Here is a 26,763-nt window from a genome sequence, read left to right as displayed (position 1 = left end):
AAATCACGAATTGCCGTAAGTTTGCCCCGTTCAATGGGCCGTTCATCTGCTGACGCTGCTCGTTTCCTTACCGTATGAGATCAAAATGGATTGCCCCGGTTGCTGTCAGCAGCCTACTGTTACTCTTGTTTTTCTGGTTTAAAGTGCTTCGATTTCAGGCGTTGTATTATACCTACAACGACATGTATATCTTCCTTCAGGCGTCGTGTAGCTGGCTGAATGGCCGCCCGTTGCTCTACGAAAACATCTGGGGCTATGATGATCGGATTCACAACAACTACGCCATGCTCCTCTGGGGGCCGCTCATCTATGTTAGCGGAGCCTACGGAGCCTTTATCGTTCAACTCGGCCTGTCTTTACTAAGTTACGGGCTGTTGCTTCGCCACCTGAGCCGACAACTGGCTGGCTGGGCAGTCTGGCTTCTGGTGGCCGTATTGCTGCTGGGGCCGGTTTGGTTCTGGCTGAACGACCACCCCGGCATTGGCTGGCACCCCGAATTGACCTACTTTCCACTTTCGCTGCTGTTTTTGCTTTCGCTATTCACCTACCAAACCCGCTTGTTCGGGCTGGCAGCCGCACTGCTGGTGCTGGTGAAAGAAGATGGCGCCTTGCTGGCGGGGGCTCTTCACCTGGCTTTTTTGTGCATTCAGTACTTACTAAGCAATCGTCAGCGAACCATTTTCGGCATTCTGACCGAGCGCAGATTCTGGATTGTACTCGCTGGCTGGGCGGCTGTGTTTGTGGCGGGCATGGCGTTTTTATCATACAAAAACCATTCGGCCGAACCGGAACCCCGCTTGCAGCAGGCGCTTAACGCCATCGGGGCTGGTTTGCACAATAAAGTATTTATCCGTACAAATCTGCTGCTGCTGGCCCAGACGTTTTTACTGCTGCTCCCGTCCATCGGCCTGATGCTGTATGGATTAGCCCGCACAGGCTGGCGACAAACGGGCAGCGTTTTGCTGGTCTATGCGGTGGCGCAATTGGCTTTGCTGCTCTCCAACTGGGTGCAGGGCGCCACCTACTACGGCACCAACGCGCTTTTTGAACAGGTTTCCCTGACGTGGCCGCCCCGGTTCGTGCTGGTGTATGCGTTTTCGGTGGTGTATGTGCTGATGATTTGGGTATTGTTTGGGGCCGGGGAACGGGCAGCGCCCCGCTGGCAACCGGCGCTGATCGGCTTGTTACTGATGGCTATCCAACCGCCAATTGTTCAGTACGCCCGGCCCGATTTTCGGTTGGTTTCTGCGCTGCGCGATATAGTCCGACACCGGTTCGACCCGCAAAAAGAATCGATGTTGCCCGCGTCGGATGTGGCCATCATTGAGAAATTAGCCAGAACGATTCCGGTCCGGTCAAATGTGTTTGTGTTCGATTATCTGATTCCGTTTTTTCACAAACATTACAACATCTGGCCAACCGAAAACCAGTGGGAGGATGCCGATTTAGCCATTATTCCGAACAATGATTTTCAGAAACTGGGTAAACGACTGCCGCGCGTTATGAAGCACCCTTACCGCTCGGTGCGGTTGGCTACCTACACGATTTTTGTTACGCCCGCCTATGAACCGTATGTAAAAGCCTCATTCCCACCTAAAACGAGCCAATAATGACACTCGATCAATTTACCGCATCGCTCGCACAGCCACAGCCACCCACCGACCTGCATCCTGTTTTGCAGGGGCTTTGGTACGATGCCAACGCTAACTGGGAGCAAGCCCATACCATTGCCCAAAGCCGTGAGGGAATTCAGGCCTACGACCGACTTCATGCGTATCTGCATCGGAAAGAAGGTGACCGCTTCAATGCAAACTACTGGTATCGGCGGGCTAAAGCACCGTTTTTCGACGGAACGCTGGCAGAAGAATGGCAGGCGTTAGTTCAGCAGGAACTGGGTAGTTAAGGCAGGTAAGGCCCACCGGTTTCGCCCCAGCCCCAGGCAGGCATGGGTGCATCGTGGGCTTCAGGAACAGCATCCGCTTTTGAGTTGATGACCGCCAGGCGGGAACCCCATTCTAAATAGCCAACCAAAGCCGAACGGAACTCCGGGTCATCGGGCAGTCCCACAACATCAGCCGTGTCCAGAATTAACCCAATCCAGCGCTGGCGTTGCCCTTCGGTCAGGTGTTTACCCAAGTGCTTGTGAATCATCTCGTAATGGCTGCCTTCGGTACGGCTGTACGTAGTTGGTCCCCGAAATACTTCGGCAATAAAATGGGCCACATGCCGGGCGTGGTCGGGTGACATACCCCGAAAAACGGGTTCCAAAATCGAATCTTCCCGAACGCGCTGATAGAATAAATCGGTCCAGGCTTCAAATTTTCCCATACCACCGGCCCATTCATAGAGGGTAGGGATAGCTGCTTTGGGTTGTGATTCCATGGTCAATGACAGTGCGCCAGTAAGTTAACAAAATCGTCCCATAAAAAAGGCCGCACTCTTCCGAATGCGGCCACGTCTGTCGATGAATAGGTAATGTTTTATTGCGTTAATTCCTCTTCGGTCAGCACGGTGCTTACGTCGGTGAGGGGCAGGCCGAAGGCATCAGCAACGCCTTTGTAGACAACCTTACCATCTACGATGTTCAGGCCCAGTTTGAGGTCCATATTGTCGCGGCAAGCCTGTTGCCAGCCTTTGTTGGCCAGTTGCAGGGCATAGGGTAAGGTCGCGTTCGTTAATGCCAGGGTACTGGTGTAGGGCACGGCGCCGGGCATGTTGGCCACGCAGTAATGCACAATGCCATCAATAATGTAGGTCGGATTTTCGTGGGTCGTGGGCTGGCAGGTTTCAATGCAGCCACCCTGGTCAACGGCTACGTCGACCAGCACCGTACCGGCCCGCATTTCCTTGAGCATGGCCCGGGTGATCAGGTGTGGCGCTTTGGCACCCGGAATCAGGACCGCCCCAACTATCAGGTCGCAGACTTTAATCATCTCGCGAATGTTGTATTCGTTCGACATCATGGTTTGCACGTTAGGCGGCATAATGTCGGACAGGTAGCGCAGACGCGCCAGGCTAACATCCATGATGGTCACATGGGCGCCCAACCCGGCGGCCATTTTAGCGGCCTGCGTACCCACAATACCGCCCCCCAGAATCAGCACGTTGGCGGGTTTCACACCCGGCACGCCACCGAGCAGAATGCCCCGGCCTTTCAGGGGTTTTTCGAGGTATTTAGCTCCTTCCTGAATGGCCATCCGGCCCGCTACTTCCGACATGGGTACCAGCAAGGGCAGGCTGCGGTCGGGCCGCTCAACGGTTTCATAGGCCAAGCAAACGGCTCCTTTTGCCAGCATGGCCTGTGTCAGTTCTTCCGACGAGGCAAAGTGGAAATAGGTGAACAGCAATTGATCTTCTTTAATCAGGTCATATTCAGCCGCAATGGGCTCTTTAACCTTCATAATCATCTCGGCGATGGCATACACATCTTCGATGGTCGGCAGCATGATGGCGCCAGCCGCAATATATTCTTCATCTTCAAAACCGCTGCCTTCACCGGCATTGACCTGTATGTAGACCGTATGGCCATACTTACGCAGTTCGGTGACACCAGCGGGTGTCAGTGCCACGCGATTTTCGTTGTTTTTTATTTCTTTGGGAACACCAATAACCATAATGAATGAGTGCGTTGGGATGTTGCACAATGCTATGCGACAAAGGTAAATTTAGTCTACCTATTTTCTGATAGACGGCATTTTTTTAGGAAATATGACTAATACTTGGCCAGACAATCGAAAATAGTTCTGTTATTTATTAATTTGGCAATGAGAAGCCGTAAAAATGCCGCCATGGAGATTTTAGACAAAACTGACCGTAAAATTCTGAACCTGTTGCAACAAAACGCCCGACTTACCATTCAGGAAATCGGGCAGCAGATAAACCTGTCAAAAACACCGGTGCATGAACGCATCAAACGCCTTGAACGTGAGGGTGTTATCGACCGGTACGTTACGATTTTGAACAAGAAAAAACTCGGGAATCTATTGATGGTCTATTGCCAGGTCACCCTCGACCGGCAAACCCGCGATGCCTTCACGGCTTTTGATGAGGCCGTGCGCGACCTACCCGAAGTGATGGAGTGTAATCGGGTATCGGGCACGTTCGATTATGTCCTTAAAATTGTCAGCCGCGACATGGAGGCCTACAACCGATTCTATCAGGAACACCTGTCGGTCATTGCCGGAACACTGCACATCAGCAGTTTTTTCGTGATGGCCGACGTGAAAAATTCAACGGTTATACCGGTGTGAGTTAATCAGTTAATTAGTTGCTGGCGCGGGAACAACACCTGCGCCAGCAACTAATTAACTAATCAACTAATTAACTGATTAACTGATTAACCCCTCAATTCGGGGCGTGTTTTAGAATAGCGGCTTTTAATAAATCAGTTAGTCGGGTTTTAACCTGTTTACGGTTAACGGCCAGGCAGACTTCGCGGGTAGGTTCCGGTTCTTCGAAGTTTCGTATGTATTTCCGCCGATCTTCCGGGAGTTCGAGCACAGCCAGTTCAGGCAAAATGGTAATACCGCCGTTCCGGTCAACCATCCGCATCAATGTTTCGATGCTCCCGGAGCGATAATTAAAACTGGCGCCGACTGTACTGTTACGGCTCAACTCACAGAGTTTCTGAATCTGCGTCCGAAAACAATGCCCTTCCTCCAGTAACCAAAGTTCATTGGGGTCTATATCGCCTGGCAGAATATATTGTTTGTTATAAAGACTCGTTTTTTCGGATACATAGGCGTAAAAACACTCTTTGTAAAGCGGTATTTCCTGGATGGCCGGGTCGTCTGACAGGGATGCAACAATACCGACATCTAAGCTACCCGTTTTAAGCTCGGTAATGATTCGGTCGGTGATCATTTCCGAAATATGCAGCCGGATGTCGGGGTAATGCTCAATAAAAGTTGGCACAACGTGAGGCAGCAGATAAGGGGCAATGGTTGGAATGATGCCAATTCTCAATTCGCCCGATAAATTCCCGTTATACTGCCTGGCCATTTCGTTTAGCCGACCCACTTCCCGAAGAATTAGTTTGCCCTGATCAATGATTTGGCGTCCGATGGCTGTTGGAATAATTGGCTGTTTAGTCCGATCAAAAATCTTTATTCCTAATTCCTCTTCGAGTTTCTTAATCATCATGGATAGGGTAGGCTGCGTAACGTTGCAATGTTCAGCAGCCTGAGCAAAATGACGAAAATTATCGACGGCTGTAATGTATTCGAGTTGCTGAATATTCATGGGATCATTTGTATCAGATTACGACGTCGTGGTGTCAGGTTCTCAAACCTGACACAATTACTGCCGCTAAATGTCAGGTTTGAGAACCTGACACCACGACGAGAGCTTCCGTGCAAGGAAATTAAATACAAAAAAGGTAGCCTGTTGCCAAACCACCTTTTGTGCATAATCAGTTGGGAACCCTTTTATCAGACCAGGTCGAATCGGCCAAGATTCATCACCTTCGTCCAGGCGGCCACAAAGTCCCGCACGAATTTCTCCTGCGAATCTCCGCAACCGTAGACTTCGGCGATAGCCCGCAACTCTGAGTTCGAACCGAAGATCAGATCAACCCGGGTACCGGTCCACTCGATTTCACCCGTTACCCGGTCACTCCCCACGAATACGTTCTGAGCATCCGATGTGGCTCGCCAGGTCGTATTCATGTCCAGCAAATTAACAAAATAATCATTGGTAAGCGCGCCCGGACGATTCGTGAAAACGCCGTGTTTCGAGTGATCGAAGTTCGTATCAAGCACACGCATCCCACCGATCAGCACCGTCATTTGGGGTATGGTCAGCGTTAACAATTGGGATCTATCGATCAGCATATCCTCAGCCGCCGACTTATGTTTAGCGTTCAGATAGTTGCGGAACCCGTCGGCCCCTGGTTCCAGCGCAGCAAATGAGACTACATCCGTTTGCTTCTGCGACGCATCACCACGTCCCGGCGTGAAGGGCACCGTCACGGCATGACCGGCGTTTTTAGCCGCCTGTTCAACGCCTGCACACCCAGCTAACACGATCAGATCGGCCATCGAAATCATCGTTTCGCCGTGAGCGCCATTAAACGCCTGTTGAATGCCTTCAAGCGTCTTCAACACGTTGGCTAGCTGAGCCGGACTGTTCGCTTCCCAATCCTTCTGCGGTGCCAGACGAAGCCGCCCCCCATTGGTACCACCGCGCTTATCCGAGTTGCGGTAGGTGGTTGCCGAAGCCCAGGCGGTGGAAACTAATTGAGATACCGACAGGCCGGACGCCAGAATCTTTTCTTTCAAGGCTCCAATGGCTGATTCATCAACCAGTGTATGCGTCACAGCAGGGATAGGGTCCTGCCAGAGTAGCTCTTCGGTTGGTACTTCCGGGCCGAGATAGCGCTCAATTGGCCCCATGTCGCGGTGCGTCAGTTTGAACCAGGCCCGGGCAAACGCGTCAGCGAACTCATCGGGATTCTCGTGAAAGCGTCTGGAGATTTTTTCATACGCCGGGTCGGCCTTCATCGACAGGTCGGTCGTCAGCATAAACGGTGCGTGACGGATTGACGGGTCGTGTGCATCGGGTACTGTACCTGCGCCAGCCCCTTCTTTCGGTCGCCACTGATGCGCTCCGCCCGGTCCTTTGTGCAGTTCCCAGTCGAATCCGAACAGGTTTTCGAAATATTCGTGGCCCCATTGCGCGGGTGTCGTCGTCCACGCCCCCTCAAGCCCGCTGGTAATCGTATGGGCGCCATGCCCGGCACCAAACGAGTTTTTCCAGCCTAAGCTCTGCTCTTCAATGCCAGAACCGGCGGGTTCAGAGCCAACGTACTTGCCGGGATCGGCAGCCCCGTGGGTCTTGCCGAAGGTATGTCCGCCCGCAATCAGGGCAACGGTTTCTTCGTCGTTCATGGCCATGCGCCCGAAGGTCTCCCGAATATCGTGCGCGGCAGCAACGGGGTCAGGATTGCCACCCGGTCCTTCCGGGTTCACGTAGATGAGGCCCATATTGGCTGCGCCGAGTGGAGACTCCAGCACACGCTCTTCGTGGTCAGGATACCGAACATTGTCGCCTAACCACTTGGTTTCTGAACCCCAGTAGACATCTTCCTCTGGTTCCCAAACATCCTCGCGGCCCCCGCCAAAACCGAACGTCCTGAAGCCCATCGTCTCCAGGGCTACGTTGCCGGTAAGAATCATCAGGTCGGCCCACGAAAGTTTCCGGCCGTATTTCTGTTTAATCGGCCACAGCAGTAAGCGCGCCTTGTCGAGGTTCGTATTGTCGGGCCAACTGTTCAGCGGAGCAAAGCGCTGGTCGCCCGAGCTGGCGCCACCCCGGCCATCCCCGATGCGGTATGTCCCGGCGCTGTGCCAGGCCATCCGAATAAAGAACGGGCCATAATGGCCGTAATCGGCTGGCCACCAGGCCTGGGAAGTAGTCATCAGTTCGGCGATGTCCTGCTTCACGCCCGCCAGGTCAAGGGTGTTGAACTCGGTAGCGTAGTCAAAGTTCTCGTCCATCGGATCGGACAACGAGGAATGTTGACGCAGGATGTTCAATTTTAATTGATTAGGCCACCAGTCGCGATTTCTGGTACCTCCGCCCGCACTTTTATTTTGAGCGCCACCAGAAAAGGGACACTTTCCCACGGTGTTAACATGGCTTGGATCATTGACGTCCCATACGCTTGGGTCCTGGGTATCCTGGTTTCTGGTTGTTTCCATTTCGAATAATGGTTTATTACTTGTCGTGTCAAATTTAAAGCGTTTGGTTATATAATTATTATTTATTGTTTTTATGAAAACATAGATATTGTCTATGGAATTAATGTAGAGATGATAGATGTCAAATTAGTATCGGTCTCGGAATTATCAATCAATTCATTTCGATAGTTAGAAATAACTCTTCTTACAAGTCAGTAAAAGATACTATAGTTTTCTTTACATGATGTAGTTCAATAGTAAGACTAATTCCTAACCTACTCATGCACCGATATTTGTTCGCCTGCGCAACTCTACTTAGCAGTCTACCACTTCAGGCACAAACCTGGCAAGCCATTACGACACAAAACGCCTGCTCGCCACGCCATGAAAACGCGGCTACACTCATTGGCGACAGTCTGTATGCCGTTGGCGGACGCGGCATTAAACCCTTAGAAGCCCTGAATCTCAAAACGCTTGTTTGGCAAACACTGCCCACGCCACCCGTCGAAATGAATCATTTTCAGGCGATCACTTACGGGGGCGAATTATATGTTATGGGTGCATTTCAGGGGAAATACCCGCACGAAACACCCCTGCCAACCATCTATATTTACAGTCCGAAACAGGGCAAGTGGCGGACCGGACCGGAAATTCCGAACGATCGGCTGCGGGGTTCGGCGGGTGTTGTGGTCTATAACAACAAGATTTACATGGCCTGCGGCATCACTGATGGGCATTACGACGGTCATGTGGCCTGGTTAGACGAGTACGACCCGAAGACGAACACCTGGAAGAAATTGGCCGATGCACCCCGCACCCGCGACCACATCAGTGCCGCCGTTGTGGGGGATAAATTGTATCTGGCGGGTGGTCGCAACTCAACCGCCCGAATTAATAAAGTGCTGGAAACAACCATTGCTGAGGTTGATCTATATGACTTCAAAACGGGCCGATGGGAAACGCTGCCTGCGGCATCGAACCTGCCTACGCAACGGGCGGGCGCTACAGCCGTTACGCAGGGCGGCAAAGTCTGGATAATCGGGGGCGAAACCGTACAGCAGCTCTCCCATAACGAAGCCGAGAGCTTTGACCCGAAGACCAACCGCTGGATAACAGGCCCTACCCTGAAACAAGGTCGGCATGGGACGCAGGCTGTTGTTCATGAAGGCAAAATTTACATTGTGGCCGGGTCGGCCAATCATGGTGGCGGGCCGGAGTTGAACACGGTTGAAGTGATGAAATAACAGTTAACTGTTTCAGGTTTCAGCCGGGCCACCGGAGCAGTTGGCTAACGCAGAAATACGGACGCATAAACCAACTTGACACATAAAACCTGACACTCGAATGAACTATGAAAAAATTACTCTATACAATCGCCTGGTTGATACTAACCACCTCAACAACGTTTGCCCAAAAAACCGCCGACCGCCAGGACTGGGTGCTCCTTTTTAATGGCAGAGACCTCAAAGACTGGGACATCAAGATTGCCGGGCAGCCGCTCAACGATAACTACAAAAACACCTTCCGCGTCGAAAAGGGTATGCTGCGGATTGCCTACGATCAGTACAAAACGTTTGATGGTAAGTACGGCCACATGTATTACAAAAAGCCATTTTCGTATTACCGGGTGCGGTTTACGTATCGGTTTGTGGGCGAGCAAACACCCGGTGGCGATACGTGGAATGTTCGGAACAGTGGGGTTATGGTTCACTCACAGTCGGCGGCAAGTTTATCCATCGGGCAAACGTTCCCTGTCTCGCTGGAACTCCAGTTGCTGGGCGGTTTAGGGAAGGCCGGTATGGCGTCACAGGAACGTCACACGGGTAACCTCTGCACGCCCGGCACACAGGTGTACATGACGGGCAAACTGCGGCCCGAACACTGCACCGACTCCGATTCCAAAACCTACGACGGCGACCAATGGGTAACTGCCGAAGCCATCGTGCTGGGCGATTCCATCGTGCATCATGTCATTGAAGGCGACACAGTGCTGACCTACGAACGGCCGGAAGTGGGCGGGGGATTTGTGAATACCGGAAACGACTGGAAAGCGGCCCACATCGACAATGCCAGTTACTGGATTAGCCGCGCCAATACGCCCCTCGGCGAAGGCTATATTGCCCTACAGGCCGAAAGTCATGCAATTGATTTTAAGAACGTAGACGTGCTCGACCTGAAAGGCTGTACTGACCCCAGGGCCATAAATTACAAGTCCTATTTCGTAAAATCAGATAACACGCAGTGCCGCTATAAGAAGTGATAACACGAGCGGAAAGGGTGTTTTTTTGTTATTCAGGCAGTAGCAATTTTTCAGCCTAATGCAGGATATTTACCACAAAGTGGTACTGACCCGTGTTACAAACGCTTAATCAACTCGATACCGACCTGTTTTTGTGGCTCAACGGACGCTATACGCCCTGGCTCGATCCGATCATGATCTGGATAACGGAGCGCAATAGCTGGCTTCCCCTCTACGCGCTGCTCATTGGCTGGCTCATTTATCGGTATCGAAAACAAGCAGTAGGGTTCCTGCTGACGATTGTTGCCGCTGTGGCCCTTGGCGACCAAACGACCTCGTCCATACTCAAGCCCCTCACCCACCGGCTTCGCCCCTGCCACGAATTTGCGTTGCAAACCTTTATCCATCCGGTCATGGAATGTGGCGGGCAATATAGCTTTGCTTCCTCACACGCAGCCACCACCTTCGCACTGGCCGCGTCGCTCTGGTTTCTACTCGGCAAACAACATCGCTGGCTGCGCTGGAGCTTTTTGTGGGCGGCAGTTGTCTCCTACAGCCGGATCTACGTGGCCGCCCATTATCCGCTCGACGTGCTCACCGGTGCCGGTATTGGTATATTGGCCGCCAGGCTCTGCGTTTTTATTTTCCGAAAATGGCAGGGGCGATCCGGGTATAACAAAGCGCCTTTTGTTGACTAAAAACCTAAAAAAGGTTGCAAAAAATAGGACTACAGTTTAGCTTGCGACAGTTACATACCCACGCAACTACGCTTTATCCATGTTCAACCGGTTTCAGTCGCTTATTCGCGATTATTTCGGCTTTTCCCATAAAGAGTCGAGGGGATTTCTGGTCCTGCTTTTCCTGACGCTGCTCTGTCTGTTCATTCCATTCGCGTATCAACTCGTTGCCAGTCGAAAACCCGACGATACTTCTCCCGCCGACCAGCGCAAACTCGATAGCCTCGTCGCGCTCATGCAGGCCGAAGAAGCTAAACAGCCTCAGTTTGGCAACCGGACCGACAAAGACAAAACCACCGCCGAACGCTTCAGTGAGCCCAAACTCTTTACGTTCGACCCCAACACAGTCAGCGTGGCGGGCTGGCAGCAACTGGGCCTCCCCCGCTGGCTGGCCGAGCGCATCGACAAATACCGCAGCAAAGGCGGGCAGTTTCGCAAAAAAGAGGATTTGCTGCGTATCTACGATTTTCCGCCCGACCTCTACGACCAACTCGAACCGTATATAGCGCTTAAAGAAAAAGGAACAGGACCATCGGCCCGGTTCGGCAACGAGACGGGCGAAAAACCATTTACCAGCAATCGCTTCGCCACGAATAAGCCGTATGCCAACGACGCAAAAACGGGTGGCCGACCGGCGTTTTCGGAACGACCAGCCAAACCCGTTCTTCAACCCTTCGACATCAACACCGCCGATACCGCGCAGTTGATTGCCCTCAGAGGCATTGGCGCAACGCTGGCCGGGCGCATCGTTAAATTCCGTGACGCCCTGGGCGGCTTCGTCTCGACGGAGCAGTTTCGTGACATTTACGGACTGGATTCAATCGCCCTGGACGAGCTACAGAAATTCGGCAGGATTCAATCGACCGTTCGGAAGATTCCGGTCAATACGGCTACTGCCGACGAGTTGGACCGGCACCCATTTTTGTCGCGTCGGCAGGCGCAGATCATCGTCAGCTATCGCGAACAGCACGGTGCCTATACCTCCGCCGAGTCGCTGAAACCCATCCGAATTCTGGATACCAAAACCATCGAGAAGATAGCCCCGTATCTGGAGTTTTAGCCCACAAGCCCCAAAGGGGGTGTCAGGACGGGCCAGGTTGCCAGCCGCAGAGGCTGTGTCACTGACACCCCCTTTGGGGGCCTGGGGGCTACTTCTTCCTCAAAAGCACCACATTCTCCACATGATGCGTGTGCGGAAACATATCGACCGGCTGCACGTCGGCTACCGTGTAGCCTTCGTCTAAAATACCCAGATCGCGGGCCTGTGTGGCGGTATTGCAACTTACGTAGACAATCCGGTCGGGGGCAGCTTTGAGCAGTTGCCGCGCGACGGCCTCGTCCATTCCGGCGCGGGGCGGGTCGGTGATGACCACCTCGGGCCGACCGTGCTGGTCGAAAAAACCGTCGGTCAGGATGGCCTTCATATCGCCTGCCACGAAGATGGTGTTGGTAATCCCGTTCACCTCCGCATTGACACGGGCATCGGCTACCGATGCTTCGACGTACTCGACGCCGATCACCTGCCCCGCCCGGCGCGCCACAAACAGCGCGATGGTTCCCGTGCCGGTGTAGAGATCATATACACGCTCGCGACCAGTTAGTCCGGCCCAGTCGCGGGCAACTTTATAGAGCGTGTGAGCCTGCTGAGCGTTGGTCTGGTAGAACGATTTTGGCCCAATGCGGAACGTCAGGACGGGGCCGTCGGCATCGTCCATCTGCTCCTCAATGTACGGTTTGCCGCTCCAGTTAATCACCTCCTGGTCCTGATAGCTGTCGTTTTTCTTGGTGTTCAGGATGTAGTTCAGCGAGGTAATCTGCGGGAATTGGCTGTGCAGATGCGTTAATAGTCCGTTCAACAGGTCGGGGTTATCCTGCGCCACCTGCAACGTTACCATCACTTGCTGCGTAGTATCGGCAGTGCGGATAATGAGCGTCCGCAGAAAACCGGTATGCGCTTTCAGGTTATACAGGGTCAGATCGTGCCGAAAAACATAGTCATCGACGGCCTCCCGGATGGCATTGGACGGGTCGGGCTGGAGATAGCAATGGCGAATGGGCAGCACCTTATCGAAGCGGCCCGGCACGTGAAACCCCACCGCCCGCTGGTCCATTGGCCGGTCGGTACGAACTTCGGCAGGCGTCAGCCATCGGCCTTCGGCGCAGGTAAATTCGAGTTTATTGCGATAATACGTCGTTGGGTGAGCGGGCAGAATTGGCCGGATGGCAGGCAACGCCACCTTGCCAATGCGCGTCAGGTGATCGACCACCTGCTGGTGTTTAAAGCCCAGTTGCTCACCGTACTGAATGTGCTGCCATTTGCAGCCTCCACAGGTACCAAAATGCTCACAGAAGGGTTCCGTTCGCAGGGGCGACCGCGTATGAAGGTGTTCGGCAACGGCTTCGCGGTACTGTTTTTTACGGTTCGTAATACGCAGGTCCACCACGTCGCCCGGTGCCACGCCCGGCCCACCAGTGGGGTTTTCAACAAAAATAACGCCCTCTTCGGTCCGTACAAGGCACTTTCCCTCGGCGGCAACGGCATCAATCGTGACGCCTGCCAACCGTTCGGGCATTTTATGAATCTTCCTACGCATAAGTCCTAAAAAACTGCTAATTTAAGCATCCGTTTTCGGACGGACTCAATACCGAACCGTTTCTGTGTATGTCAAACCTGTACCGTGCTTTTTGGAAACCAATGTTTTTAACCAGTTTGCTGCTGGTTTTGAGCCAATTGGCGCAGGCAACTCACATTGTGGGGGGGGAGTTGGAACTCCGCTACCTCGGCACGCAGGGATTCTACACCCATCGAATCAATCTGAATCTGTATTTCGACGATGTTAACGGAGATCCCGGCGCCGACGATGGCTTAGTGACGGTGGGTATTTTTGCCAAACGCACCAACCAGTTTATTGGCTACGTCCCCTTAACCCGACTCAGTACGGAATATGTCCCCTACACACGCCCGGCCTGCGCGTCGGGCAATCTGCGTACCCGGCTGGTTCGGCACAGTGTCGATTTAACCCTGGATCCCAACGTGTTCAACGATCCGGGTGGCTACTACATGTCGTGGGAACGGTGCTGCCGCAATGGAATCATCGCCAACATTATCAATCCGGGAGCCGCCGGGTCCGCGTTTTATCTGGAGTTCCCAGCCCTGTCGACGGGTCAGGGCAGAGTCACGAATTCGTCGCCGGTTTTTACTATTCCCAAAGGCGACTATGCCTGTATCGGGCAACCGTTTACGCTGGATTTCAGCGCGAAAGACGCTGATGGCGATAGTTTGTCGTACAGCGTCGTGACACCCTACAACGGCTACAGCACATCGGCCGTGCCAAATCCGGGCGCGCTGAACCGACAGTCAGACCCGCTTTTCCCCCCCGGTCCCTACCCGCCCGTTCGCTGGAACAGCGGCATTTCGGTAGCGAACGAAATTCCGGGAACGGCTCCCCTGCGCGTAGATGCGCGGTCGGGCCTGCTCAGCGTGACGCCCGACCGGGTGGGGCTGTTTGTATTTTCGGTCGAGGTAATCGAATACCGGAATAAAAGACCAATCGGGCTTGTCCGGCGCGACTACCAGGTGCTGGTAGTAGACTGCCCCAAAAACAACGCCCCCCAACTCTTGTTCCGGCCCGAAGGCCAATCGACTTTTTACGAGCAGGGAACAGTGCTGACCATTGCCGAAAAAGACACCAACTGCCTGGCTCTGTTCGTAACGGATATTAACCCCAACCAGCGGATTACGATTACGAACATGAGCGGCTCACTGCCCGGCCTAACCCTCACCCCCGGCGAATTACTGACCCGTACCAGCCGCGACACGCTCCAGGCTAAATTCTGTTTCGGACGATGCGTAGGGGGCGATGGTAAGCCCATCACGCTGCTCATCCGGGCAAACGATGACGGGTGTCCGCAGGGGCTGAGCGATACCATTAGCGTTCGGCTGAACATCGTACCGTCGGCGAATAACAAACCCCTTGCCGGTACCGACCTGCCTAACAATAAAAGCCAGATAACCGTTGGTTCATCGCTGACTTTCAACGCCTTTGGTAGCGACATCGACAACGACAACGTGACCATTCAGGCCGTTGGCCGGGGCTTCACGCTGGCCCAGGCTGGTATGAGCTTCGGCTCGGCATCGGGCGTTGGTAAGGTATCGCAGCCGTTTTCGTGGAAACCGGCCTGCGCCCAGGCGACGAAGGCCGAATACATCGTCGATTTTATTGTGACCGACACGCGCTGCAACCGCAACCTGCGCGATACCGTCACGGTAAACCTCGCGGCAATAGGTATACCCAGCCAGCCGCCAACGGTTCGGACAACGCTTTCGCAGCAGGTGGTCGAACTGACCGTTAGCCCCGATGATTCGGCAGGGGTCGTTACGTTCGACGTGCTGGGCAACGACCCCGACCGCGATACCCTTCGGCTAACGGGTACTGGCCGGGACTTCGACATGAAAGCCGCCGGTATGTCATTTACGGACAAAACCGGCCTGCCTATGCTGCAATCGCCCTTTAGCTGGAAACCCACCTGCGAACTGATGGCCGGGAGAGCCGAGGCTACCTTCATGGTCGATTTTGTGGTCGATGACCGCTCCTGCCAGCCGAAGCACACCGATATAACGACGGTCACGTTTGTGGTGAAAAACCCATCAGCAAACGCCGAAATCAAGGTGCCGAATGTATTTACGCCCAATGGCGACGGGTTTAACGACTACTTCGCCATCAAGGATATGCCCGCCAACTCCTGCGAAGAACAGTTTAAATCAATCAACATCACGAATCGCTGGGGTCAGGTCGTCTTTACTTCCACCGACCCAAAGTTCCGCTGGTACGGTACCGATTCACCCGCCGGAACGTATTATTATCTCCTGCAAACCTCCAAACGAACCTTTAAAGGGCCATTGACGCTTATTCGTTAATTGGTTAACTGGTTGATTGATGGAGTAGTTTACTTCACCTACTCCACTAATCAACCAGTTAACCAATTACCTACCTTTGCCCCGTATGAAAGATAAAATCGTTCTGATTACCGGTGCCTCGTCGGGTATTGGCCGGGCACTGGCGTTTGCCTTCGGGCGTGAGGGAGCCAGCGTTGTGATTTGTGGCCGAAAAGCCGAAGCCCTCCAATCCGTTCAGAATGAACTGCGCCAGGCGGGCATCAATGTTCTTTCCCTAACCGCCGATGTCAGCATTGAGGCCGACGTGAAGCAACTCATCGACCAAACCATCGCTCATTTTGGCCGACTGGATATTCTCATCAACAACGCGGGCATTTCCATGCGCTCGATGCTGATTGATACTGATCCGGCAGTTATTCAGAAAGTGATGGACATTAATTTTATGGGAACGGTCTATGCAACCCGCTATGCCCTGCCTTACATTCTACAATCGAAAGGGTCCATTGTGGGCATTTCGTCGATTGCTGGCTATCGGGGGCTGCCCGTTCGATCGGGCTACTCAGCCTCAAAGTTCGCCATGAACGGGTTTCTGGAAGCAGTGCGAACCGAACTCCTGCACACGGGCGTTCACGTGCTGACAGCCTGCCCTGGTTTCACGGCATCGAACATTCGGGTGTCGGCTCTTGACGCTCACGGACAGGAAAAGGGCGAAACCATGCGCGATGAAAGCAGCATGATGAGTGCCGACGAATGCGCCGATCACATTTTGCGGGCAGTAAAAAACCGCAGGCGCGAACTCATTCTGACCACGCAGGGCAAACTCACCGTATTTATTAATAAGTGGCTCCCTGGCTTAGCCGACCGGCTGGTTTTCAATACATTAGCAAAAGAGAAAGACTCGCCACTGAGGCAATGATTGAATGCCTGAATGATTGAATAGTGTTTGCGGTGGCTATTCTATCATTAAATGATCCACACATTATCCCGGCGGATGAAATAGAGATTATTGTGCCAGAGTACCCGCAAATAGATGTCTTTGGCTCCCAGAATGTTCACTTTGTGGCCCCGGCCAATAACATCAACAACAGGTGCGGCTGCAGACGGATCGGTGCGGAGCAACACCCGGTCGTGGCTGGTTATGCCCGACTGTACCCCCTCGGGCAGGTTGGTGAAAATCAGCAACAACAGCAGGTAGACAAATACGACCCATCGTTGCCGCATGTGTGCTCTCTGGTTTCTGACTAATTTCAGCATAAGTACCGAAAAAACATAGATGGCCGGTATAAGCAGAAAGAGCAGAAAATAAACACCGTATTTACGGTAGAAGAGATAAAAATAATTCAGGTCATCGGTTTCGTAACCGCTCAGATTATTCGCACGGGCAATCTCGTTCATCCGTCGCAGAACGGCATCATCGGGCTTGCGTTCAAAGTAAACTTCCAGGTAATACAACAGGCGGGGTATGTCAGTTTGCTGCTCAGCGGCACTGGCCAGTTTCAGCAACATGGCATCGGTAGCGCGCTTCCCCTCGGCCAGCGCCGTTTCATAGATACGGGCGGCCATTGCCTGATCGCCGGCGGCAAATAGCGAATCCGCCCGTCGAAGAGAGTCGGCGGAAACCGTTTGCGCGGCTACTGCTTCAGCCAGTAAGCAAACCAGCAGACTTAGGCTAAGGCGAATGGCCTGTTGGGAAGGGAATAAAGCCATACAAAGGATTGTGCAGTACGTAAAATGCGTGCAGCAGGCTAGCCTGCTGCACGCATTTTACGTACTGCACACGCTACTTTCAGAACGGCAGATCGTTGCTTTCTTCCTCGAAGGCTGAATTGAACGACACAGCAGCGGGTTGGTTTTGCCCAGCCGGGCGTGCCTGTTGCTGCGCCGGAGCCGAACGGGGTGCGGGAGCCGTAGCCCCCTCTCCTTCAGCCAGTTCGATGCGGAACGCCCGCAATTCGGTGTACCAGCGTTCGTTGTATTCGCGCGACTCGGCACTGAAGGTAGCTTTGAGCGTATCGCCATCGGCAAACTGCTTCAGGTCCGCCACTTTATCGCCCCAGGCGGTCAGACACACTTTTTTGGGATACGAAGCGTCGAGCGTTTCAATAACAAATTCCTGCTTGCTCCAGGGGCCTTTTTGACTTTGTCCTGATACTTCAGGTAATACTTTTATGAGTTTTCCGACTAATTCCAGTGCCATAGAGATTGGACTTTTAAACGTGATTCAGACTTATAAAAGTACGAATTTTTACCCACTTTTTGGCCATGCTATGCTAAAAAAGCAAAAGTTTCCTGGCTCTGTTTGGCAAAAGATGACAGGACCGCTATATTTGCACCTCCATAAAAAAATGGCCACGTGGTGAAACTGGTAGACACGCCATCTTGAGGGGGTGGTGCTGCAAGGCATGGGAGTTCGAGTCTCCCCGTGGTCACACAAACAACTTAAAACCAAGCACTTGCAATCATTTGTAAGTGCTTTTTTGTTGTTCGGTTTACACGTTGGTTTGCACAAGTAAAATCTATTTAAGTCCTGTCGTACAGAAACTCCTTTATGAACCATCTAATGCGTATTTTTTTGAGACTGCTTCTGCTGGTTTCACTCGACCAAGGCAAACATCATCCTCACTCGTGACGACAGAATGCCTTTGGGTAATCCTAATGGAGCAAAACCCTCAGAATCCAGCCCGAACGCTTAGTTGATTCCCTGCCAACTTATTGTTCGTCCTCAAATGAAAGTGGAAAAATGGTAAGAATGAGATAATTCAGGAATCGCATCGGTGACCCGGTTATTTCATTCAAATCACCTAAGTATTGACCACTTTCACTTGACGAGTTACACTTGTCTGTTCGAGCTATTTTTGACCTGAAGGAAACTGAGTAATACTATAGGCTGACAGGGCTTTCTTATAAAACCAATTCCTGAGCCATGAATTCAAGTAAGGTGTGAATTTTATCAGTAAACTCATCCACTTGTGCGGCCATGTTCTTGGCTTTTGTCCGCTTTAGCAAGTTGATAGTCAATGTCCGTCAGCGGCTCATCAACCGACTCACAGCCGCATTGCTTGTCCTCAAAGCGTCTTCTGATAAGGTCATATCGCGCTGATAATGCATCACTTCAATACGCCAGTGTTGCCGAATGGCATCAAACAAGTCATCTGCCTGGGACTGGCTGGCAGGTCGGATATTACTCAGGAAGTAACTGACCTCGTCACTCAACGGGCTACCCGCTAAATCGTGCCGGATTCGTTTCACCTGGACTAAGGTGCTTATGCCAGCATCCTGCCAGCGGGTAGCCAACGATGAGCCACTAACGGTAAAACAAGCATACTCACGCTGGTCAATGCGTCCGTGACCCCGCTTAGGCGCATCCGGGCGTTTATAAGTGGCTTTGCTAGAAAGGCTCTTACAGCTACAATAGCGGTACAAGTGGGCCTGATTTGATTTTACGCCCACGACATAGACCCCCTTGGCCCCGTGAATGGCGTTGAGTGTCAGGGGGATTAGATGAAGGGCATCCAGACTTAGCTTTTGATTGTATAAGCCACTCTCATTCAGCAGGTGCGGACTGTTGGCCGCTCGCTCTCTTTGGTGCCATTGTAATACAATGGCCTCACCACCTGCTCCGACTCATGAGCCAGTGCCGACACGCAGGCTTCCCCTCGTGTATGACCGGCTTGAATACTACCTCTGAGTTCCTTGCCGTCAAGGGCAAACCAGCGTTTTTGGTCAGCATCCAATTTCAGACCAAACCACTTGAAGAGGAGTTGGGCCAAGAGCAGGCCGTTGACTTTGGCTAACAGGATGGGCAGTTGAGCGCGGGAAATAGGCCTTGTAAAAGGCCGTTGAGTGGCTTCACAAAGTACTTGATGATGGTTGACCATATGGCGATGCAGGCTGGAAAGTTTCCCGTCTCGACCACAACATAGGGCAAGTACTAAGCCGCTTATTACCAGAGCCATAGTATGTCGTTTGCCTCGATTGTCGCGTGTATCAAGCCCCCGTGTTTGGTCAATGAGTTGATAAAAAGTCGTAGTTTTAGCCAGGCAGGGAGCCGTAGTCATGGTTTTGTAGTGTCGTAACCACAAAAGTAGGGCTACAATTACTCCCTGCTATTTTTATAAGAAAGCCCTGTATAGGCTGATAACCACTTGTTTTAACATAGGAAAAGCATAAGTTATAATTAAATATTCAGGTAAGTCAGCTTTAGTATGTTGATAAATTCAATTGTCTGTTCCCCTTTGCCATGCGCTATTTATTCTTTTTTCTATTACAGCTATGGGTTCTTTCGGTAAAAGCTCAATCCTCAACAGCCCCTCAAAAAGTTGCGTCAGGGCATTTACCCGTTGTTGTTGCCGATGCCAATGGCTCAGTACATCTTGTCTATGGTCAGGATTCAACGATCTATTACGCTACGGCCAAAAACCAAACTATCTCCTTTTCCTCACCATATAAGGTAGCTACCCTGCCGAATTTAGTGGCCGGAGCTAAGCGAGGTCCTCAGGTAGCGATTACCAACCAGTATATTGTCATTACCGCCGTGAATCGTCAAGGGGATGTATTTGCTTATTCGCTTAACCGGGCCACCAATCAGTGGTCACCTGCCGTGCGGATCAATGATGTACCACAAATAGCGAAAGAGGGGTTTCAGGCCGTAGCCGGTACAGGCAGCGGCACCTTCCATGCGGCCTGGCTTGACCTGCGTGACAATAAGAAGAATAAAATTGTCGGAGCCTCCTCTCAGGATGGCGGGCGTACCTGGTCCGCCAATCAAGTTATTTACCACTCACCGGATGGCACCGTTTGCGAGTGCTGTAAAGTGTCGATTGCCGCTAAAGACAACGATGTCTATGTTCAGTTCCGCAACTGGCTTGATGGTTCCCGAAATTTATACCTGGCTCATTCCTCCGATGGTGGTAAGACCTACGCAACTGCTCAAAAATTGGGCATGGGTAACTGGAAACTAACCGCTTGCCCGATGGATGGAGGAGCGGTCGTACTGTCGGCAACCGGTCAGCCCCTAACAACCTGGCGACGCGAAAATACGCTGTACACCTGTTCGCCGGGTGAGCCGGAAAAACCCATTACGACGGGTCGTAACGTAACGCTCGCTTCGGGAACAGCCAGACCCGTCCTGGCTTGGGATGAAGGCGGCAGCGTTTGGATTAAGTCAGCCGAAAACTCGGCCATCTCAGTCGGAAAAGGTCAAATGCCCAGTGTGGCTGTAACAGGTAAAACGGCGTTGTGCGTCTGGGAAACAGATGGGCAGGTGATGATGAATTCGGTTACCCTGGACTGAGTACAAGTCCGTAAGCTGACGGCATAAATCCACTGAACCAATCAATCAACTGATTCAGGGGATTTATGTACTGGTGAATTTGTTAAGCCCTCATAGCATGAGCGCCCTGAGCCATTTTGCGACATTCCTCAGCGCATGTTCTGCACGCATCGGCGCACTGGCGGCAATGGTCCATATGGGCAGCATGTTTTTCGCACTCGGCGGCACAAGCTTCACAAAGGTGAGCGCAGAGCTGACAAACATCAGCCGCGTGGTGGCTACTGCTGGCCATGAATGACACAGCCATATAACAAATTTTAGCGCAATCGCGGTCGAGCTGAATGCAATTCACCATCATCTTAACATCCTGTTCACCGAGGCAGGCTTCGGTGCAGGCATCACAGGCAACGGCGCAGGCCTCACAGGCATCGATGCAAGTTTGGTAGGTTGAGGGAGTTAAAGAGGTTGTCATACGCAGTAGTCAGTTTAGTTGAGATTGATGGGATAACACCTTAAGTATAGATAGGTTAAGTAGGCTTTCCCATTTCCTCCTGTTATGGCCCACATCTATAAATATTGTAAAGACTATCCCTAATCCTGTAATAGCGTGCCTGAAAAAGCACGTAGTTTTGTAGTCGTTAAGGTGTATATATGAAAACGTCCCTCCCTATCCGATTCATCTGCTGCTGGCTGGCCCTCCTGGTCCTGGTTAGTAGCACGGGATTTGGTATAGTGGAACACTGGTGCCAGATGCGGGGACATACCAAATCACTACTTCTAACCAGGAAAGGATGCGCTACGCCCTGCAAGACAAATGAGCCTCCGGCTCCGATTTCGGGTCAACCGATTGTTAAAAAAATTCCCTGCTGCAAAACGACACTTTCGTATGAACACCTCGATGTTAGCCGTTTTCTAACTGACCAGCAAGGTTCTGCTGCCCCTGGGGCCATTGAATTTATTTCCAATCCCGCGTTTCAATTACTACTGGCGGCTTTGCTTCCTGTAGAGAGCGCTACTTCTGTACTCCCCCTTGCCGACGACCCCTTGCATCGAACGGGACGTTTCCGGCTGACTTCCCTCTGTACCTGGCTTATCTGAGCCAGTTTATTCCTGGCGCTAACTGATGGCTTTTTATAAAGCTAAGTAGGCAGGCTTTGGCCTTATTATCCTCTGAACGTCAGCAATAATTTGGGTATCTGCTTTGGCCATATCCTTTGCTACGCGTACAAGGGGACAACCAGCCAATACCCTTGATGCGGCTCCTGTTTAATAGACTTCGACTTTTTGATGGGTTTGATAGGACCACGACTAACACGCAGGGTTCATACCATATATGCTCTACGATGGGGGTTTTCGACAGATTACCCAGACCGGACAGGTCAACACACTCGTTGGTACACATACGTTGTACCATGCCCTCAAATCAGTTTAATCTAGTAATCTCGAATGCTATGAGACAAGTACAAATGTTTATTCTTGCTTCCGCTTTGTTGCTGATGCCCTTATTCGTTTTTAGCCAATCGGCTAATTACAAACAACCCATGACCATTAATGCCAGTGGTCAGATTAAAGACAGTAAAGGCACCGCTATGGGGCTGGTCACCAAAGACCAGATGATTAATGATGCGAAGGGCAACAAAATCGCCTTTGTCGATGGACAAGGCAACTTAGTTGATGCCAAAACCGGTAAAAAAATGGGTCATATGGGGAAGGATGGCAAAACGTATATGAATGCCAATGGCGATCTAATGTTCACCATTAAAGATAATCCTGATGAGACCTGCGACATTTTCGATACGAAGGGTAACAAAATCGGCAACGTTCATGACAGCTATAAAGGAACAGCCTGTGCGTTGCACTGCTTTCAGGCGGGCCGTAAACACATGAATTAAACACGTTAACTATCCCAGAAATGACAGTCCGACAATTCGGACGCTTAGTTGTGTAATGGGAATTTCTGCGTATGGCTGTACAGGAACTGTATATTAAAAACATGGTGTGTACCCGCTGCATCTGGGTCGTGCGAAATGAACTGGAACGGCTAGGCTACAGGGTCGCGCAGGTCGAGTTGGGGCGGGTTACCATCGAGGAGCCGGTTGACCTGGCACTCATCGGCCCAGTGCTGGAAGGTCATGGGTTTGCCCTGCTCACCGATAAAACCGCACGAGTCGTCAACCAGGTCAAGACGCTGATTATTGACCTGATTCAAAGTGGACGCATCGCCAATCTGAAAACCACCCTGTCTGACTATTTAGCCAGTCAGGTTGGGTTGGATTATGCCCACTTGAGTCACCTGTTTTCGACAACGGAGAACCTGACCATCGAAAAGTTTTGGATTATGCAGCGCATCGAACGGGCCAAAGAACTGTTAAGCTACGACGAAATACCCATCAACGAAATTGCCCGGCAATTGGGGTATAGTAGTGTGGCCTATCTCTCTAACCAGTTTAAGCAGATAACGGGTCTGACACCCGCTACCTACCGGGGGCAAACTGCCTCCGACCGCAATCCATTAGACTGGATATAAGTTACTTATAAATGAATACTAGCATGAAGAACAACCTTGCTTTTCTCGCCTTGTTCCTGTTGAGCCTGACGCCAGCGTTGGCTCAGCATCAACACGGATCGGCTGACCACAAACATGCCTCGTCACACGGCGGAATAGTCAAATCGGCGGGTAATTACCATCTGGAACTGGTACAAAAAAACGGCATGTTGACTGTATACCTACTTGATGCCAACCAGAAAACACTGCCAACAACCGGTGCATCTGCTACGGCTCTCTTACAAACGCCCGATGGCAGGGTGACAACGGCCAAATTAACGTCCAGCGGTAAAGAGCAGTTTACCGCAACGCTGGACAAAACCAAACCCTTTCACAAAGCGGTGATTAATGTCACTATCGGCGGGCAATCGGCTTCGGCGTCATTCGACCTGATGCCAATCAAGTCGAATGACGGCCATGCTGCGCAACATCACTAAGCCATATCAGATGATTGGCAGTAAAGCCGTTCGGCCGTCAACCCATCGTTTAACTTAATTTAGTATGAACCGACTGATTTGTTTGTTAGTATGTTGGGGATTTGCCTATAACACCCTCGCGCAGAAAACGCTTTCCGAAGCCGAGGTCGTGGCGTTGGTGCTGGCTAACAGCCCGGCTATCCGGGCCGCTGATTTAAGCATCCGCCAAAATCAGCAATTGCTCAAAGGGGCATATACCATTCCAAATCTGGACGTGTTTACCGATAGCCCAACCGGCTCATTTTATACCATTGGTGTCAATCAGTCCTTCCAGTTACCAACGGTATACAAACGGCAATACCAGCTTCAAAACCAGCAGATTGGCTTATCCCTAACGGAGAAACGAATTACCGAAAACGACATTCGCTTTCGGGTACGTACCCTGTATCTGACTCTCCAGTACGCCGAAGCCCTGACGCGGCAATACCAACTCCAGGACAGTGTCTATAATCAACTTCGATTGACCGCCGGTCGGCAGTTTACGGCTGGGCAAATTGATTATTTGAGCAAAACGTTTACCGAATCGCAGGCGAGTGAAATACGGAATCAACTCAGACAGGCCAGGGCCGACGGGCAAACCATAAACCGGCAATTGCAACGACTGTTTGGTCACCCGGAACCCATTCAGGCCGTTGCGTTAGGGCGAAAAGAGCCAACCATTGCGCTAACAGAGATTGACTCCGCATCACTGGGGCTAAATCCATCACTGGCGTTTTTCAGGCAAACGGAAGTGATTAGTCAGCAACAAATTGGACTGGAGCGTGCCCGGTCGCTGCCCGGCATTTTGGTTGGCTACTACAATCAGGGGCCAAAAGAAACGACCACCCAGCTCCGGTTTCGATTCGGACTGACGTTGCCGATTTGGTTTGGGCAGTACCGCAGCCGCACAGCAGCCGCTCAGACGGGCTTGCAACTGGCCCGACAGCGAACAATAGCCCAGGTACAAACGCTATCGGTGGACTTACAACAGGCACAGGGTGATTATACCAAGTATCGCGAATCGCTTGACTATTACGAAACGACCGGTCTCCGACAAGCCGACGACATCATCAACACCGCCCGGCGACTGTTTCAAAGTGGTCAGAATGACTACGTGAGCTTTTTAAGAACCATCAATGATGCCTACGCTATCCGACTACGCTATGTGGACGCGCTGCGGAATTACAACCAGTCGCTACTAACCATTCAGTATTTAACCGGAAATTTATGAACAAACGAACCCAACTCACGGCCCTGCTGGGGCTATTCTGCGGGCTGGTCAGTTACCAGTTCGCACTATCGCATGGGGGCGATGACCACGGCGCAAAGGCTCCTACCGGGAAGGCCATGACTTACTTTACCACGCAGGCCATATCGGACAAGTATGAACTAGTCCTGCATTATGAGCCGTTGGAAGCCGGTGAAGCGGGCAAACTACGTCTGTATATCAACGAGTTCAACTCCAATCGGCCCGTTGCCGGGGCTACGCTGCAAGTAGGGAGTCCCGGCGATGATAAACTGAAGTTTACCATCAAGCCAACCGGCAACGGCATCTATGAACTAACCGGGACGTTTCCGGCTAAAAAAGCTTATTCACTGACGGTTAGTCTGAACGCCGGACCGGGAGCCGACCTGTTGTTATTACCCGGCATCGAGGTTGGAAAAGAACTGCCCATTTCGACCCCTAACACCCCCGTACCAGCTCATTCGTACTGGTACGAGAATACGTTTGTCCTGCTGGGCGGTGGATTACTGCTGGGCATGGTGCTGATGTTTTTTCTGATGCGGGTACGGAACCGACGGGTCGCCACAGCGGTCGTTGTCACGTTTTGTCTGCTACCAACGGCCACCTGGCAACGGGCAACGGCGCATGGGGACGATGACCACGGGGCAGCAGCCGGGGGCGGAGCCACATCGGGTACTTTCGCCATTCCGAAGGAAACCCAGTTTTTGTTCGGTATTCTGACCCAGCGGCTTCAGGCCGGTGAGCAGTCCCAGACAACGACCGTTGCCGGTACGGTTATCCCTTCTTCAACGGGTCAGGCCGTCGTGCAGTCGCCACAGGTGGGCCGACTAACGTCTTTGCTGGTGCGGGTTGGGCAACGGGTAAGCAAAGGACAGACACTGGCGGTGGTGGAGCAAACCATTGATGCGGCTACCCAGATTAATCTGCAAGCTGAGCGTAACAACCTGACGGCAGAACTTCAGGCCGCCCGAAAAGAGTATGACCGACTGAAAACCATCGAAGATATTGCCGCCAAACGGGATATAACCGAAGCGGAATCTCGCCTGAACCGAGCGGAAGCCAATCTAAAGGTTTTTACCGGTATCACCCGAGGTGGGGGCGGCAATGCCCGAACCATCACCCTAAAAGCACCCGTGGGTGGTATCGTCGGGCCGTTTACAGCCGCCATCGGCTCAACGGTGAATGTGGGCGAGACCCTGTTTACCATCACCAATCTGGGTAAGGTCTATCTCGAAGCGCAGGTGTTCGATAAGGATGTAGCCGTTGTGCGCTCGGCCAAATCGTTCGGGGTCGAAGGGGTCAACGATGCGGGTAAGTCGGGGGTAGCCCGGCTGCTCTCCCAGGCCCAGACCATCAACGCATCCAATCAGTCGCAACGCCTGCTTTTCGAGATGGACAACACGGGCGGAGCGTTTAAAATCGGCGAGTTTGTCACCATTCGGGTGCAGTCTGCCAAAGCGACGCGGGGCCTATCGGTTCCCAACTCCGCGCTCAGTGAAATGAATGGCAAGCCTGTCGTTTTCATTAAAGATGCGCCCGAAGTGGTGAGTCTGGCTTACGTCACTACAGGAGCGGATAATGGTCAGTTTACACAAATCCTAACGGGTGTGGAAGCCGACGAACGGGTCGTGGTGAGCGGCACCTACCAGGCCAAAATGATTTATTTAAACCAATAAGTTTTTTCTAAAACCAA

At 52.1% G+C, this 26,763-nt stretch carries 26 protein-coding genes and 1 tRNA gene; 17 read left to right on the top strand and 10 right to left on the bottom strand.

Annotated elements, in window-relative coordinates:
• The first annotated feature begins 74 nt into the window (after positions 1-74).
• Positions 75-1,610 (top strand): hypothetical protein, encoded by a 1,536-nt coding sequence (locus ACYVI1_RS13700; protein WP_460911025.1) that lies wholly within the window; start codon positions 75-77, stop codon positions 1,608-1,610.
• Entirely contained in the window at positions 1,610-1,903 is a 294-nt protein-coding gene (locus ACYVI1_RS13695; RefSeq protein WP_460911023.1) for a hypothetical protein, read from the top strand. The genes ACYVI1_RS13700 and ACYVI1_RS13695 overlap by 1 nt, the downstream gene beginning before the upstream one ends.
• Here ACYVI1_RS13695 and ACYVI1_RS13690 read toward each other — a convergent pair.
• Together ACYVI1_RS13690 and ald are read right to left on the bottom strand one after the other, a co-directional pair.
• Positions 1,900-2,382, bottom strand: a complete 483-nt coding sequence (locus tag ACYVI1_RS13690; protein WP_460911021.1) for a group II truncated hemoglobin — start codon at positions 2,380-2,382, stop codon at positions 1,900-1,902. The genes ACYVI1_RS13695 and ACYVI1_RS13690 overlap by 4 nt on opposite strands.
• Before the next feature lie 98 nt (positions 2,383-2,480).
• On the bottom strand, positions 2,481-3,614 hold the full coding sequence (gene ald / locus ACYVI1_RS13685; protein WP_460911019.1) for an alanine dehydrogenase: 1,134 nt from the start codon (positions 3,612-3,614) through the stop codon (positions 2,481-2,483).
• Between the two features lie 174 nt (positions 3,615-3,788).
• On the opposite strand from ald, the gene ACYVI1_RS13680 reads away from it, so the two are divergent.
• Positions 3,789-4,250, top strand: a complete 462-nt coding sequence (locus ACYVI1_RS13680; RefSeq protein WP_460911198.1) for an Lrp/AsnC family transcriptional regulator — start codon at positions 3,789-3,791, stop codon at positions 4,248-4,250.
• 94 nt (positions 4,251-4,344) lie between these two features.
• Here the strand turns inward: ACYVI1_RS13680 and ACYVI1_RS13675 are convergent, their stop codons facing one another.
• Both ACYVI1_RS13675 and katG read right to left on the bottom strand, forming a co-directional pair.
• A complete protein-coding gene (locus tag ACYVI1_RS13675; protein WP_460911017.1) occupies positions 4,345-5,241 on the bottom strand; it encodes a LysR substrate-binding domain-containing protein in 897 nt (298 codons plus the stop codon).
• Positions 5,242-5,429: 188 nt separating this feature from the next.
• Positions 5,430-7,700 (bottom strand): catalase/peroxidase HPI, encoded by a 2,271-nt coding sequence (gene katG / locus ACYVI1_RS13670; protein WP_460911015.1) that lies wholly within the window; start codon positions 7,698-7,700, stop codon positions 5,430-5,432.
• A gap of 260 nt (positions 7,701-7,960) precedes the next feature.
• On the opposite strand from katG, the gene ACYVI1_RS13665 reads away from it, so the two are divergent.
• The 4 genes from ACYVI1_RS13665 to ACYVI1_RS13650 all read left to right on the top strand — a co-directional run bounded on the left by ACYVI1_RS13665 (position 7,961) and on the right by ACYVI1_RS13650 (position 11,715).
• The gene (locus ACYVI1_RS13665) at positions 7,961-8,923 is read left to right on the top strand and encodes a Kelch repeat-containing protein (protein WP_460911013.1); all 963 of its coding nucleotides are present in this window, start codon (positions 7,961-7,963) and stop codon (positions 8,921-8,923) included.
• 107 nt (positions 8,924-9,030) lie between these two features.
• Positions 9,031-9,939 carry a 3-keto-disaccharide hydrolase gene (locus ACYVI1_RS13660; protein WP_460911011.1) on the top strand — a complete coding sequence of 303 codons (909 nt, stop codon included), beginning with the start codon at positions 9,031-9,033 and terminating at the stop codon, positions 9,937-9,939.
• 92 nt (positions 9,940-10,031) lie between these two features.
• Entirely contained in the window at positions 10,032-10,616 is a 585-nt protein-coding gene (locus ACYVI1_RS13655; RefSeq protein WP_460911009.1) for a phosphatase PAP2 family protein, read from the top strand.
• Between the two features lie 79 nt (positions 10,617-10,695).
• Positions 10,696-11,715: a helix-hairpin-helix domain-containing protein gene (locus tag ACYVI1_RS13650; protein WP_460911007.1), complete on the top strand. Its 1,020-nt coding sequence runs from the start codon at positions 10,696-10,698 to the stop codon at positions 11,713-11,715.
• Between the two features lie 88 nt (positions 11,716-11,803).
• Here ACYVI1_RS13650 and rlmD read toward each other — a convergent pair whose 3' ends face one another.
• The gene (gene rlmD / locus ACYVI1_RS13645; RefSeq protein WP_460911005.1) at positions 11,804-13,249 is read right to left on the bottom strand and encodes a 23S rRNA (uracil(1939)-C(5))-methyltransferase RlmD; all 1,446 of its coding nucleotides are present in this window, start codon (positions 13,247-13,249) and stop codon (positions 11,804-11,806) included.
• Positions 13,250-13,350: 101 nt separating this feature from the next.
• Here rlmD and ACYVI1_RS13640 point away from each other — a divergent pair, with 101 nt between their 5' ends.
• Both ACYVI1_RS13640 and ACYVI1_RS13635 read left to right on the top strand, forming a co-directional pair.
• Complete coding sequence (locus tag ACYVI1_RS13640; protein WP_460911003.1) at positions 13,351-15,573, top strand: T9SS type B sorting domain-containing protein; 2,223 nt, start codon at positions 13,351-13,353, stop codon at positions 15,571-15,573.
• 85 nt (positions 15,574-15,658) lie between these two features.
• On the top strand, positions 15,659-16,468 hold the full coding sequence (locus ACYVI1_RS13635; RefSeq protein ID WP_460911001.1) for an SDR family oxidoreductase: 810 nt from the start codon (positions 15,659-15,661) through the stop codon (positions 16,466-16,468).
• Positions 16,469-16,515: 47 nt separating this feature from the next.
• Here ACYVI1_RS13635 and ACYVI1_RS13630 read toward each other — a convergent pair whose 3' ends face one another.
• Both ACYVI1_RS13630 and ACYVI1_RS13625 read right to left on the bottom strand, forming a co-directional pair.
• Entirely contained in the window at positions 16,516-17,259 is a 744-nt protein-coding gene (locus ACYVI1_RS13630) for a hypothetical protein (protein ID WP_460910999.1), read from the bottom strand.
• A 79-nt stretch (positions 17,260-17,338) separates the two neighbouring features.
• Positions 17,339-17,749 carry a DUF3127 domain-containing protein gene (locus ACYVI1_RS13625; RefSeq protein WP_460910997.1) on the bottom strand — a complete coding sequence of 137 codons (411 nt, stop codon included), beginning with the start codon at positions 17,747-17,749 and terminating at the stop codon, positions 17,339-17,341.
• A gap of 150 nt (positions 17,750-17,899) precedes the next feature.
• Between ACYVI1_RS13625 and ACYVI1_RS13620 the strand changes: the two genes are divergently transcribed.
• Positions 17,900-17,981, top strand: a tRNA-Leu gene (locus ACYVI1_RS13620).
• 595 nt (positions 17,982-18,576) lie between these two features.
• On the opposite strand, the gene ACYVI1_RS13615 is transcribed toward ACYVI1_RS13620, so the two are convergent.
• Positions 18,577-19,068, bottom strand: coding sequence for an ISAs1 family transposase (locus ACYVI1_RS13615; RefSeq protein ID WP_460911196.1), 492 nt, complete (start codon positions 19,066-19,068; stop codon positions 18,577-18,579).
• Positions 19,069-19,100: 32 nt separating this feature from the next.
• Entirely contained in the window at positions 19,101-19,610 is a 510-nt protein-coding gene (locus ACYVI1_RS13610) for a hypothetical protein (RefSeq protein WP_460910995.1), read from the bottom strand.
• Positions 19,611-19,792: 182 nt separating this feature from the next.
• Between ACYVI1_RS13610 and ACYVI1_RS13605 the strand changes: the two genes are divergently transcribed.
• Positions 19,793-20,845 (top strand): exo-alpha-sialidase, encoded by a 1,053-nt coding sequence (locus ACYVI1_RS13605; RefSeq protein WP_460910993.1) that lies wholly within the window; start codon positions 19,793-19,795, stop codon positions 20,843-20,845.
• An 82-nt stretch (positions 20,846-20,927) separates the two neighbouring features.
• Here ACYVI1_RS13605 and ACYVI1_RS13600 read toward each other — a convergent pair whose 3' ends face one another.
• Entirely contained in the window at positions 20,928-21,182 is a 255-nt protein-coding gene (locus ACYVI1_RS13600) for a four-helix bundle copper-binding protein (RefSeq protein ID WP_460911194.1), read from the bottom strand.
• Positions 21,183-21,475: 293 nt separating this feature from the next.
• Here ACYVI1_RS13600 and ACYVI1_RS13595 point away from each other — a divergent pair, with 293 nt between their 5' ends.
• From ACYVI1_RS13595 to ACYVI1_RS13570, 6 genes are all read left to right on the top strand, one after another.
• Positions 21,476-21,922, top strand: coding sequence for a hypothetical protein (locus ACYVI1_RS13595; RefSeq protein WP_460910991.1), 447 nt, complete (start codon positions 21,476-21,478; stop codon positions 21,920-21,922).
• Between the two features lie 353 nt (positions 21,923-22,275).
• Complete coding sequence (locus ACYVI1_RS13590) at positions 22,276-22,716, top strand: 5-fold beta-flower protein (protein WP_460910989.1); 441 nt, start codon at positions 22,276-22,278, stop codon at positions 22,714-22,716.
• Between the two features lie 71 nt (positions 22,717-22,787).
• On the top strand, positions 22,788-23,351 hold the full coding sequence (locus ACYVI1_RS13585) for a helix-turn-helix domain-containing protein (RefSeq protein ID WP_460910987.1): 564 nt from the start codon (positions 22,788-22,790) through the stop codon (positions 23,349-23,351).
• Between the two features lie 23 nt (positions 23,352-23,374).
• Positions 23,375-23,806, top strand: coding sequence for a hypothetical protein (locus ACYVI1_RS13580; protein ID WP_460910985.1), 432 nt, complete (start codon positions 23,375-23,377; stop codon positions 23,804-23,806).
• 64 nt (positions 23,807-23,870) lie between these two features.
• On the top strand, positions 23,871-25,055 hold the full coding sequence (locus tag ACYVI1_RS13575; RefSeq protein ID WP_460910983.1) for a TolC family protein: 1,185 nt from the start codon (positions 23,871-23,873) through the stop codon (positions 25,053-25,055).
• A complete protein-coding gene (locus tag ACYVI1_RS13570) occupies positions 25,052-26,746 on the top strand; it encodes an efflux RND transporter periplasmic adaptor subunit (protein ID WP_460910981.1) in 1,695 nt (564 codons plus the stop codon). The genes ACYVI1_RS13575 and ACYVI1_RS13570 overlap by 4 nt, the downstream gene beginning before the upstream one ends.
• Positions 26,747-26,763: the final 17 nt, after the last annotated feature.

It is taken from the genome of Spirosoma areae (assembly GCF_054781775.1).
Note: the sequence above shows the minus strand (reverse complement) of the source record. Positions and strands in the feature narration are given on the sequence as shown.